This is a genomic window from Bacillus paramycoides (genome assembly GCF_038971285.1).
Taxonomy (GTDB): domain Bacteria; phylum Bacillota; class Bacilli; order Bacillales; family Bacillaceae_G; genus Bacillus_A.
In genome coordinates, this window is record NZ_CP152427.1 from 4,956,817 (window position 1) to 4,969,616 (window position 12,800).

Consider the following 12,800-nt stretch of genomic DNA (forward strand, 5'->3'; position numbering starts at 1 on the left):
TAATGATAATTGTAACACTTGTCTTATAACTATGACAACAATCGGCCGAATGTCTCGTTCTAAATTAAGAAAACTTTTTGTAAAAATCTATTTTCAGCAAAAAAAGCGCGGCCATTTCGGCTGCGCTTTTGAATTATTATTTAGTTTCGATTAAACCATATTTCCCATCTTTACGGCCATATACAACGTTAGTTTCATTTGTATCAGCATTTGTGAAGACGAAGAAATTATGTCCTAGCATATCCATTTGTAGAATTGCTTCTTCAACGTCCATCGGTTTTAAATCGAATCGTTTTGTACGTACAAGTTCAAGTTCATCCTCTTCTACCTCATCCAGAACAGCTACTGCTTCTGGAAGGATAAAGTTCGTTTTCATAGAACCTTTCTCACGTAACTTACGATTTACTTTTGTTTTATGTTTACGAATTTGTCGCTCAAGTTTATCAACTACTAAATCGATAGCAGCGTACATATCGCTATTAGTTTCTTCTGCACGAAGTAATAAATCAGTAAATGGAATTGTTACCTCGACACGTTGCTTGTCAGAGTATACTTTTAAATTAACTTTAATCTCTGGGAATGTATCAAAATAACGCTCTAACTTACCTAGTTTTTTCTCTACATATTCCTTTAATGCTGGAGTTACTTCAATATTTTCACCACGAATGTTGAATTTCATAGATGAATTCCTCCTTTCAAGCCTATGTACTATAATTTCGACACTGGCTTAAAAACTCCTTCTAACTTTTTTAAAAAAATTAGTGGAATTGCGATTTTTTTATCGTTTTTTGTTGAAATGAAAAGATGCATCGTTTCTATCTTTATTTTATCCTATTAACATCGTGAATAACGAATATAACTGTGGACAATTCGTTACAGAAAAGAAACAACTTTTTGACAACTTAATTCATAACAAAAACCCCTTGCAACAAACAAGAGGTTCTACTACATATATATAACGTTGCCACAAACGCAGCTTTCTCTCCCCAAAAACAACATTCCTACAGTTTTACAACATTAGCTGCTTGCGGTCCACGTGCGCCATCTACAATGTCAAACTCAACTTGTTGTCCTTCTTCTAATGACTTATATCCATCTTGTTGAATCGCAGAAAAATGAACAAACACATCATCACCGTCTTCACGCTCAATAAACCCAAATCCCTTTTCTGCATTGAACCATTTTACTCTTCCTTGCATGTTCATTCCATTCCCTTCACTCTAAAAATCAGGGCTCTTGCCCCATAATTTCACTATAACGAATGACAACTTACGAAGTCAAAGAAGACTTATCGTCTTTTTATTATCTCTTTCGACAGTTACAGATCAACTTCTACAGAGCGTCAAACTAGAAACTTCTCTAGCTCCTCTATCGTATAAAAGACTTCCAATTTGTCTCACTGTAATTCCTGTCGTATATACATCATCCACGAGTAAAATGTGTTGACCATGAAACATCTCTTCTCCCTGAAAATAAAAAGGATTACTTCCCGAAAGCCTTTCTTTACGTGTCTTCTTACTTTGCTTTTCTGTTTCTCTTCTTCTTAATGATGGATAAGAATTTTTGACAGGTAAACAAGCTGCTAATAACTCTGCTTGATTAAAACCACGTTCATATTTCCGTTCCCTACTAAGTGGAACAGCAATAACAATTGAAACGTCCGTAAAATACTTTTGAAATAGTTCCCGAAAGGATCGATGAAAAATATGAACTAACTCCGCATCTCCCCGAAACTTAAACTGTGCTACTATTTCTTTCATCTCATCATCGTACACGTGCAAAGAACGATTTCTAAAAGGACGATACTTCTCCTCATTTATCCACTTTACGCAATCCACACAAATATCATTTTCTTTATATACGGAAGGCAAGTCCTCTAAAGGTCGCCCACACTCTATGCAAATCTTCCCTATAATATAGGAAAGTTTCCGCTCACATCTATTACATACATATTTTTTATGGGACTTTACAAAGAAGGTGTACCAACTAACTGTTTCCAACATATACTCATCACAAAGTAAACAATGCATTAGTCGATCATTCCTTGTTCCTTCGCATTTTTGTTCATACTTTGAATATGTTTTTTCGCCCGTACCATCGACTCTGTCTTACCGTAATGAAAATACATAACCTCGCCATATGGCTCTTCAAAACTACGACCCGCTCGGCCTGCAATTTGTACGAGCGCACTCTCTGAAAAAATTTCTTCTTCTGCCCCTAGCACCGCCACTTGTAAGTTCTTCACAGTTACCCCTCTTTCTAAAATTGTCGTTGTAACTAATAACGGAATTTCTCCCTTTCTGAACGCTGCTACTTTTTCTTTTCTCATCGAATCTTCTGCATGTACACCATCGATTCTATTATCCAACCCTTTCAATAACAGACTTATTTCTTCTATATATCGCACATGAGGAACAAATAAAAAAATAGGATACTTTTTGTTGAAGTACATTTTCAACCATTGTAGTAACACTCGAGGAATTTTTTTATGATGAAGGCTTTTCTTCCAATTCCCGCACCAGCTAAATAGAGGAACTGGTAACGGATGACGATGGTATCGTCCTGAAACAATGATCCCTTTTTGTTTCCCCTTTCTGAAATTATGCTTCCACTTTTCATCGGGAGTTGCTGTTAAATAAATACGCGCCGCTTTCTCTTTCATCGCTTGTTGCACTGCATACTGTAACATTTGATCCGCATGATAGGGGAAGGCATCAATCTCATCTACGATCATGACATGAAATGCTCTATAGTAACGTAACAGTTGATGAGTCGTTGCAACGACTAACGCTGCATCTTTTTCACGATCTACACTCCCTCCGTATAAAGCAGCTACATTTATACTAGGGAACACTTCTTGTAATCTCGGTGCTAATTCCAGTACAACGTCTGTTCTTGGCGTTGCAATACAAACCCTTTCTCCTTTTTGAAGCGCCTCTGCAATACCGTAAAATAACATTTCTGTTTTCCCAGCGCCGCATACAGCCCAAATAAAAAAAGATTCTTTCTGCTTAATAGCTTCTATAACACCTTTCGCCGCCAACTCCTGACCAATAGATAAAGTCCCATTCCACTGTAACGGATTTGCCCCCCTTTCTCCGTTTCTTTCATAAATTCCGCGAACGAGTACAGCACATTCACTAACTCTCCCCATCGTTATACACTTCCGGCAATACGTACATACCTCCCAGCACCTTTTACATAAAAATGATGCAAAGAGTCGTTGCTCTATATTTCCGCAGCGCTGACATGTATATTTAGAAGCATTCTTCATTACACCTTGTACACATACGACCTCTCCCTTCTTTTCCATATCACTTAACTCTCTCCGTAAATCTGAAGAGAGTTCTTCTAATAGTAATTGCTTTCCAGCAAGCATTAGCAACCACCTCCAGCATTACTATAAACCTTTCTTATAATCTCGTAAAAACGCAAAAAAGCCGATAACCTACTTATAAAATAGTAAGCTATCGACTTTATACACATGTTTTATTCGTTTATAAATCCTAGAATCGACCGTATCCTAAGAAATGTTTTTGGTTGTAGCTACTGCTTAAGCTAGCGTAAGCAATCCCTTTGTCACCAGCATGAATCATTTGGCCATTGCCAACGTAAATACCGATGTGAGATGGACCTGGTTTATAAGTACCTTGGAAGAATACTAAATCTCCAGGTTGTGGGCTACTTACTTTAGAAACTGAATTCCAGTAACCTGCAACGTCTTGACGTCCTACACCATAGATGTAAGAAATGAATCCACTACAGTCAAAACCACCGTTTGATGGAGATGCACTTCCCCAAACATATGGTAAGCCTAAGTAGTTTCGTGCTTTAGCAATTACGCCAGTATCCGGAGTTGGTGCTGGAGCTGGGTTTTGCTCTGGTTTTTTCGTTTCTTGCTTAGGTGCCTCTTTTTTAGGTTCTTCCTTTTTAGGCTCTTCTTTTTGAGGTTGTCCACCGTTGTTTGCTGGTGCAGCTTGCTCTGCTGGTGCTTGTACTGGCTGAGCTTGCGCAGCTTTAGCCGCTTGCTCTGCTTGCTTTTGAGCAGCAGCTTCTTGCGCAGCTTTTTCTTGCGCTTCTTGTTCAGCAATACGTTGTAATTGTAACGCTTGCTTCTCAAGATCTTTCAATTGATCTTCCGTACTTGTCATAGAAGTTACAACTGTATCCATTTTACCGCTTAAATCGTTTACTGCCGCTGCTTTCTTCTCTTTTTCAGCGTCAAGTTCTTTCTTAGCAGTTTCAATTTGAGCTTGTGCTTCTTTTAATTCTTTTTGCTTTGTTTTTACCGTTTCAACATCTTTTTTCACGTTCGCTTGATCTTCTTGTTGTGTTTTCATGATATCTTCGTCAGACTCAAGAATTTTAGAAACAGAAGTTAAACGATCAACTAAATCTGCAACATTTTTAGAGTTTACAAGAACTTCTGTTACAACATTTGTGTTTGGTTGTTCTTGAAGTGCAACTAAACGTTTTCTTAATAACTCTTCACGTTTTGCAATTTTCGTTTGTAGTTCTGCAATATCTTTATTTTTCTTTTCGATTAATTGCTCCGTATCAGCAACTTTTTTCATTGTTTCATCAAGTTTTGAAGCATTCTCTTGAACAGACTTATCCAAACCTTGAATTGTTTTATTTAAGTCATTCATTTGTTTTTGTAATTCGTCACGTTCTTGTTGTTGTTTATGTAAAGTATCATTTTGTGTGTTAATTTGTGATTTCACGTCAGCAATTTTATCTTCTGCAAATACATTTGGTGTTAGCCCTGAAAACATTAACCCTGCAACTAATGCGCAAGATGCCATTTTTAGCTTTTTCATTTTATTTTTTACACCGCTTTCTTTTTTCTTTTTCCGTATATAACCTATAAAATTTATACCATAATTCGGGATTTTTTTTGCTAATGTTACGCTTTTGTAAAACAAATGTAATATTATATGTAACACTATCGCAAAATATGCATATTTTTGTATGTATGTGTAGAATTTTAAATACTTTTTATAAGCAAAGAAAAAAACGCAAGGTTTCCCTTACGTTTTATTAAATATACTAATACGAATGAAATCAAAACGTTATTTCATCCATTTCTCAGCCCAATTTTGGACTTCATCCATAACACTTTCTAATGCTTTCCCTTTATCAGTTAAGCCGTACTCGATTCGAACTGGTACTTCTGGATAAACATTACGAACTACAATGCCTTCGCTTTCCAATTCCTTTAAACGCTCTGACAACATACGATCGCTCATATTCGGTATAATATCTGCGATTTCTCTAAAACGTTTTGACTCTTCAAGCAAAGATTTAATAATTAAGCCAGTCCATTTCTTACTAAGCAAAGTAAAAGCTGACTCAAACTTTGGACATAAACAAGAATTATGCTCCATATGTTTCACCTCTCCTCTATTATAATATAGTTTCTTGTAAAAAGTAAGTTATAAAACTTTCCTCGTTATTTTATTTTACGTACATTTTACCATTTCCAAATATTAACTTGTCAACCACACGTAAAATACCCGTAAAAAAACCCTCTTCAAAAAGAGAGCTTTTTATATCTTTATTACTTCGTATACCATCCAAGACCTAATGCACCTTCACCTAAATGCGTACCAATTACAGCACCAAAATAACCTGTACGGATTGTGACATGAGGATATTTTGCTTCTAATTCAGCCTTCCATTCATTCGCTTCCTCTTCACGTTGTGCATGAATGATAACAGCTTCCATAGGTACACCTTTACTTGCCTGCTCATCAAAAATTTCAACGATACGTTTTAACGCTTTTTTACGCGTACGAATCTTTTCAAACGGAATAATGATTTTATCTCTAAAATATAAAACGGGCTTCACTTGTAACAAACTACCGATGAAAGCTTGGGCACTATTTAATCGTCCTCCACGTTGTAAATGGTGTAAATCATCTACTACAAAATAAGCGTCCATCGTTTGTTTCATTTCGTCAAAACGGGCGATAATCTCTTTCGGATCCTTTCCTTCGCTTGCTAGCCTTGCACCCTCACGCACATAGAATCCTTGTACTTCACAACTAATTTCAGAGTCGTATGTATATACATCAATACCCTCTACCATCTGTCCAGCTGTCGTTGAAGTTTGATATGTACCACTAATTCCACTTGAAAGATGGATGCTAATAACCGCATCATAATCCTTAGATAATTCTTCATATAGCTCAACAAACTTTCCGATTGCTGGTTGAGAAGTTTTCGGAAGTTCTTCTTGCTCACGTACTTTTACATAAAAATCATCTGCTGAAATTTCAGCTTCTTCTTGATAAGATTCCGTTCCAAACACAACGTTTAATGGAATCATATATATATTGAGTTCATCACGAATATGCTTCGGTATATATGCTGTACTATCAGTAACAATAGCTGTTTTCATTTTCGTACCTGCCTTATAAAAAAGTTTTTATTTCCTAATTTTACACGAAAACTAAAAATGGTGCATCCATACATGAAAATACCGGCTTGAAATTATACTCACCATTTTGACAAATTACAACAAAAAGGTGAAATACTCACCAAAAATTTTAACTTATTTATAAAAAATGTTTGAATATAAAAACGCTCGCTTTTAAAATGTAAAGTACTAGTCACTTTGGTAGATAGGGGCGTATTCGAGTGTTATTACAATATTTAACAATTAAAGACTACGGTGAGCACGAAATTGTCATTCAGAAATCAAGATTTATCTGTTACATTAGCCGAGCTACAACCGAAGAAGAAGCTCAAGAATTTATACAAAAAATAAAAAAACAAAACTGGAATGCGACACATAATTGTTCCGCTTATTTAATTGGCGAACAAGATCAAATCCAAAAAGCAAATGATGATGGCGAACCTAGTGGTACAGCTGGTGTACCTATGTTAGAGGTACTAAAAAAACGCGGTTTAAAAGATACCGTCGTTGTCGTTACCCGCTACTTTGGTGGCATCAAACTTGGTGCAGGTGGGTTAATTCGCGCATACGGAAAATGTACAAGCGAAGGTATTAATCATGTCGGTGTTGTTGAGCGAAAACTTATGCGTGTTATGCAGACCGAAATTGATTACACATTACTTGGTAAAATTGAAAATGAATTACGCAATTCAAAATATGCCATTAAAGATATACATTATCTCGAAAATGTCACATTTGATACGTATGTAGAAGAAGATGGAAAACAACCATTCACAGATTGGATGATTGAATTAACAAATGGGAAATGTACAATTACAGAGGGAGATATGTTGTACTTAGAACAAGATGTTATCTAAGAATAACTATATTATCACCTTTAAAGATTAATGTAGTGAATTACTTCCCTACAAATGAACTAAGGAGATTATATATGGAAGAACGTTATTATCATCTCCAAAATAGCAGAATAAAAAAGAAACGAAGAAGAAAGTTTTTCATCTTCCTTATTTTCTTATTTTTATTTGGTAGTGTAGGACTTTATGTATTAAATTCTTACTCTTCTCTTATGGGGATGTATAGTGGTTTTACTCGTGAAAAATCGGATTTGAGAACCGAAGATGTAGAAATTACAAAAGAACCTTTTACAATCCTTATTATGGGTATAGAGGATTATGCGACAGACGGTCAAAACGGTCGTACAGATTCATTAATGTTTGCAACAGTCAATCCGAAGACAAAGAAGATTTCGCTTATGAGTATCCCTCGTGATAGTCGCGTCCCAATTGTCGGAAAGAATAAAGAGGACAAAATTAACGCTGCGCACGCTTATGGCGGAGAAGAAATGGCAATCAAAACGGTCGAAGGTTTTCTAAAAGTGCCTGTAGACCATTATCTTAAAATTGATTTCCAAGGCTTTAAAGGTATTGTTGATGCTGTTGGCGGTGTTACCGTAGATGTTCCCTTCGATTTCTGGGAGCGTTCTGACGTAGATTACTACAAAAAAATCGAATTTAAGCAAGGGCAACAAGAATTAAATGGTGAAGAAGCACTCGCTTACGTTCGTATGCGAAAGCAAGATCCAAATGGCGATTATGGTCGTGCTGCTAGACAAAGACAACTACTAGCTGCTGTTGCTCAAAAACTAAATTCCACCTCTACCGTATTTAAAATTAAAGATTTAACGGCAGTCGTTGGAAAATTTATAAAAACTGACATTCCTATTTCAGACGGCCTTGCTCTTTACAATAAACTTTCTGGATTTGATCCTTCTACAATGCAAACGTTCAAACTTGAAGGAGAAGACAAAAAAATAGGTGGTATTTACTACTTCCTTCCGGATCCAAACGGTGTTGAGGCAGTACGTAACGAAATTAAAAAAGAATTAGGAGAAACAGCAAACACTCAAGAAAATCCAACAACAAAAACGGAATCAAATTCTAACTCTAGCGAAAAAGCAAAGAAAGAAACGAACCAAAATCAAAATAAAACACCAACTGAGCCTCCTCCTTCCACAAATGCTCATGCAGAGTGGATTATGAGAAATCAGCAATAACAAAAGAGCCAAATCGCATATGATTTGGCTCTTTTTTATTTACTTATTAAAGTGTTGTAAAATTGCTTCTACAATGCGCTCTGATGCACGACCATCACCGTATGGGTTAGATGCTTTCGACATCTTATCATGAGCTTCTTTATCTGATAACAATTCATCAGCAAGACTAAAGATTGTCTCTTCGTCTGTTCCTGCTAATTTCAATGTACCTGCTTCAATACCTTCTGGGCGCTCTGTTGTATCACGAAGAACAAGAACTGGTACACCAAGTGATGGTGCTTCCTCTTGCACTCCACCAGAGTCAGTTAACATTAAGTATGAACGAGCTGCAACATTGTGGAAATCAATTACATCTAGCGGCTCAATTAAATGAATGCGGCCATGATCGCCTAAAATATCATTTGCAGTTTCACGAACAACAGGGTTCATATGAACAGGATACACAACTTGTACGTCTTCATGCTTATCAACAAGACGTTTAATCGCACGGAACATGTTACGCATTGGCTCTCCTAAGTTCTCACGACGGTGAGCTGTCATAAGTACAAGACGATCATTTCCAAGTTTCTCTAATACAGGATGACTGTATGTTTCTTTTACAGTCGTTTTTAGTGCGTCAATCGCTGTATTTCCAGTGATGAAAATGCGTGACTCATCTTTATTTTCTTTCTGTAAGTTCGTCGCTGATTTCGCTGTAGGTGAGAAGTGAAGGTCTGCCATTACGCCTGTTAATTGGCGGTTCATCTCTTCTGGGTATGGAGAATATTTATCCCATGTACGAAGTCCTGCTTCAACATGCCCTACTGGAATTTGATTATAGAAAGCAGCTAAACTTGCAATAAATGTTGTCGTTGTATCACCATGTACAAGTACAATATCCGGCTTTGCTTCTTTCATTACTTTATCCAAACCTTCTAAACCACGTGTTGTAATATCAATTAAAGTTTGGCGATCCTTCATAATATTCAAATCGAAATCTGGCGTAATTCCAAAGATGCTTAATACTTGGTCTAACATTTGACGATGTTGCGCTGTTACAGTCACAATCGATTCAATTTTCTCTGGATGTTTTTGCAACTCTAATACAAGAGGTGCCATTTTAATTGCTTCTGGACGTGTCCCGAAAATTGTCATTACTTTTAAACGTTCAGTCATTTCATTGCCTCTTTTCTTTCACTAGTTACAAATTCTATTATGACATATAAGAATATACATGAATACATACCTTTTTAACGACTAACGGAAAAATCCCTCTTACAAATACTTTTTCTTCCAACAGAATAATAATCTATTCCTTGTTTCTCAACATCCTCATTAGTATAACAATTTCTTCCATCGAATAAAATAGGTTCTCTCATGAGCTGTGCGTACTTTTCTAACGGATAGGCTCTAATTGCTTCCCATTCCGTTATGATAAAAGCCGCACTCGCTCCTCTAATCGATTCATCTATACATTCACTATATTGTATAGTCCCCCCAAAGATATTTTTCATATTGTGAATCGCCTTCGGATCATATAGAACTACATCCGCCCCTATATTTAATAGTTCTTGTATCATAATAAGGGACGGTGCGTCTCTTATATCATCCGTATTTGGTTTAAATGCCGCCCCTAGCACGGCAATCCGCTTCTTATTCATATTTATTACTTTCTTCGCTTTCTCAATCAATAACAACTGTTGTTTATTATTTACTTCAATGACGGCTTTTAACAAACGAAAATCATGCGCCACATTTCCTGCAATTTGCACAAGGGCTTTCGTATCTTTCGGAAAACACGATCCCCCATAGCCAATGCCAGCATTTAAAAAAGACGCACCAATTCGCTTATCCATTCCCATCCCTTGTGAAACGTCTAATACATTAGCTCCTACTTTCTCACATATATTTGAAATTTCATTGATAAAACTAATTTTTGTCGCCAAAAAAGCATTCGATGCATATTTAATCATCTCTGCACTTTTTATATCTGTAACATACGTTTTCAAATGTAATTCACTATATAAATTCTCAACTTTTCGTGCCGCTTCCTCGTTATCTGCTCCAATTACAATACGATCTCCTTGAAAAAAATCGTAAATTCCTGAACCTTCCCGTAAAAATTCTGGATTCGATACGATATGTAATTCATATCTATTTTGTAATCTCTCCTCAATCCAGCCCCTCATAACATCATTTGTTCCTACAGGGACCGTACTTTTTGTCACGACAATAATGTCATTCGTCGCATATGTTCCGATATCATCACAAGCATTTCGAATATATGTTAAATCCGCTGTCCCATCTAATAAAGATGGTGTCCCAACTGCAATAAATATAAATTCCGCATCGTTAAATGCTTTTACTCTACTCGTTGTAAAAGTTAAACGATTATTCTCACATGCATCATTCATTAGTTCATATAAGCCAGCTTCATAAATAGGCAGATCCCCTTGTTTTATCCGTTCAATTTTCTCATCATTTATATCAAAACATGTAACCGAATGGCCTAACATTGCCAAGCCTACTCCTGTAATCAATCCAACGTATCCGGTACCTATTATCGTAATTTTCATTTCCTTTTCGCACAGGAATATACAATAGAAAATATACGAATACATAGAATTTCCCCTGTGCTTCCCCCTCTCACATTAAAAATGAGAAAACTCTTTTACCTCTTTATTATATGAATTCCTTTTTTCATTCTTTTTTAAGTTTTTGTAAAATTAAACAACCTTCATTAATTATTTGTTAAACCAATTTGGATTTTACAGGAATGAATACTCCCACCTAATTTCTTTCCTCCAACTAAATTTTAAGGGCTCGAGCATTACTACCCGTACACGCAAGATAAATTCCCACATTTTAACACGGAACTTACTCATCTCTACGTGTAACACTTATAATATTGAAATAAAAGTATTCATCATCAAAGAAAAAGAAAAAATGTCATATTCTAAATTCCGATACGATTAAACTTCTCAAACGATTCAACATTCTGTATACAATTGTCATATATTCTATCTGCTCCCATTTACCATACAAAGAAAAAAAGATTGAATTCTAATCTTTTTGTGATACCATATGTTATGAGCCTGTAAATAAACATCATAATTTTCAGATAAATACATTAAAAAAAATTACGTTAGACTATAAAAGGGTGGGGTATTCATGGACTCACAAGTGATTTATGCCATTTTGGCATCTTTCATCACTGTACTCGTCGTTACTCCTTTAGTTATTAAGTTAGCTTTTAAAATAGGAGCGACAGATAAGCCAAACGCTCGTAAAGTACACCAAAAGATCATGCCTCGTCTTGGCGGGTTAGCGATATTTATTGGTGTAGCTGTAGGATTTGTTGTCGGCGGCTTATACGAACAAAGAATGTTATCGATAACGCTAGGTGCGATTATCATTGTAATCATCGGTATTTTAGATGATATGTACGAGTTATCTGCGAAGGTAAAATTCGGTGGACAACTACTAGTTGCCATTATGATTGTAAAAAGTGGATTACTAGTGCAAGTATTATACATCCCAATCCTCGGGGATACTGAACTTGGATGGCTTGCTTATCCGATTACAGTATTTTGGATTGTAGGTATTACAAATGCAATCAACTTAATTGATGGCTTAGATGGATTATCTGCTGGTATTTCATCTATCGTACTTGCAACGCTAGCATATATGGCCTTCACTAGCCCATGGGGCACTGGAGCTGCTATTATCTTACCACTAGCATTAATTACATTAGCAAGTACAATTGGATTTTTATTCTACAACTTCCATCCAGCAAAGATCTTCATGGGAGATACAGGCGCACTATTTTTAGGATACTGTATTTCTGTTATATCGTTACTTGGATTATACAAAAGTGTAACGTTATTCAGCTTTATCGTTCCAGTTATCATTTTAGGCGTACCTGTATTTGATACGACATTTGCAATTATCCGCCGTATCGTAAATAAAAAACCTATTTCAGCACCAGATAAATCGCATTTACATCACCGTCTACTTGCAATGGGCTTCTCTCATCGTAAAACGGTACTAATTATATACGCATTCGGTATTTTCTTTAGTGTAAATGCAATCATTTTCTCTAGTGCGACATTATGGTTATCCATTATTCTTCTTTTCGTTTTAATCTTCTTTACAGAGATTATTGCTGAAGTAATCGGGCTTGTACATGAACGTTACAAACCAATTATTTCCTTTTATAAAAAAGTGAAAAAACGCGAAGACTAATTGTAGTATAGCCTTTACTATTATGAAATATTCAAATAGCATCCTCTTTCTTATAAGAGGATGCTATTTTTTTACTCCTCATTTCATATTTCCAAAATATAG

General features: G+C 35.9%; 12 protein-coding genes. 3 read left to right on the forward strand and 9 right to left on the reverse strand.

All coding sequences use genetic code 11. From position 1 onward, the window contains the following. Positions 1-136 precede the first annotated feature (136 nt). The 7 genes from hpf to AAG068_RS25905 all read right to left on the reverse strand — a co-directional run bounded on the left by hpf (position 137) and on the right by AAG068_RS25905 (position 6,403). Entirely contained in the window at positions 137-679 is a 543-nt protein-coding gene (gene hpf / locus AAG068_RS25875; protein WP_087959291.1) for a ribosome hibernation-promoting factor, HPF/YfiA family, read from the reverse strand. A gap of 322 nt (positions 680-1,001) precedes the next feature. Beyond that, complete coding sequence (gene cspC / locus AAG068_RS25880) at positions 1,002-1,199, reverse strand: cold shock protein CspC (RefSeq protein WP_001990088.1); 198 nt, start codon at positions 1,197-1,199, stop codon at positions 1,002-1,004. A gap of 126 nt (positions 1,200-1,325) precedes the next feature. Beyond that, complete coding sequence (locus AAG068_RS25885) at positions 1,326-2,030, reverse strand: ComF family protein (protein ID WP_342716337.1); 705 nt, start codon at positions 2,028-2,030, stop codon at positions 1,326-1,328. Further along, a complete protein-coding gene (gene comFA / locus AAG068_RS25890) occupies positions 2,030-3,379 on the reverse strand; it encodes an ATP-dependent helicase ComFA (protein ID WP_342716338.1) in 1,350 nt (449 codons plus the stop codon). The genes AAG068_RS25885 and comFA overlap by 1 nt, the downstream gene beginning before the upstream one ends. Positions 3,380-3,506: 127 nt before the next feature. After that, positions 3,507-4,925: an NlpC/P60 family protein gene (locus AAG068_RS25895; RefSeq protein ID WP_342719819.1), complete on the reverse strand. Its 1,419-nt coding sequence runs from the start codon at positions 4,923-4,925 to the stop codon at positions 3,507-3,509. 147 nt (positions 4,926-5,072) lie between these two features. Next, positions 5,073-5,387, reverse strand: coding sequence for a winged helix-turn-helix transcriptional regulator (locus AAG068_RS25900; RefSeq protein WP_000400857.1), 315 nt, complete (start codon positions 5,385-5,387; stop codon positions 5,073-5,075). A gap of 173 nt (positions 5,388-5,560) precedes the next feature. Beyond that, the gene (locus AAG068_RS25905) at positions 5,561-6,403 is read right to left on the reverse strand and encodes a DegV family protein (protein ID WP_342716340.1); all 843 of its coding nucleotides are present in this window, start codon (positions 6,401-6,403) and stop codon (positions 5,561-5,563) included. A 239-nt stretch (positions 6,404-6,642) separates the two neighbouring features. Between AAG068_RS25905 and AAG068_RS25910 the strand changes: the two genes are divergently transcribed. Beyond that, positions 6,643-7,278 (forward strand): YigZ family protein, encoded by a 636-nt coding sequence (locus tag AAG068_RS25910; RefSeq protein ID WP_166702736.1) that lies wholly within the window; start codon positions 6,643-6,645, stop codon positions 7,276-7,278. Positions 7,279-7,352: 74 nt separating this feature from the next. Then, positions 7,353-8,474 carry an LCP family protein gene (locus tag AAG068_RS25915; RefSeq protein WP_342716341.1) on the forward strand — a complete coding sequence of 374 codons (1,122 nt, stop codon included), beginning with the start codon at positions 7,353-7,355 and terminating at the stop codon, positions 8,472-8,474. Positions 8,475-8,513: 39 nt separating this feature from the next. Here AAG068_RS25915 and wecB read toward each other — a convergent pair whose 3' ends face one another. Further along, positions 8,514-9,629: a non-hydrolyzing UDP-N-acetylglucosamine 2-epimerase gene (gene wecB, locus AAG068_RS25920; protein WP_000140129.1), complete on the reverse strand. Its 1,116-nt coding sequence runs from the start codon at positions 9,627-9,629 to the stop codon at positions 8,514-8,516. Between the two features lie 74 nt (positions 9,630-9,703). Further along, positions 9,704-11,074, reverse strand: a complete 1,371-nt coding sequence (locus AAG068_RS25925) for a UDP-glucose dehydrogenase family protein (protein WP_342716342.1) — start codon at positions 11,072-11,074, stop codon at positions 9,704-9,706. Positions 11,075-11,624: 550 nt separating this feature from the next. Between AAG068_RS25925 and AAG068_RS25930 the strand changes: the two genes are divergently transcribed. Further along, the gene (locus AAG068_RS25930; RefSeq protein WP_061529281.1) at positions 11,625-12,698 is read left to right on the forward strand and encodes a glycosyltransferase family 4 protein; all 1,074 of its coding nucleotides are present in this window, start codon (positions 11,625-11,627) and stop codon (positions 12,696-12,698) included. Positions 12,699-12,800: the final 102 nt, after the last annotated feature.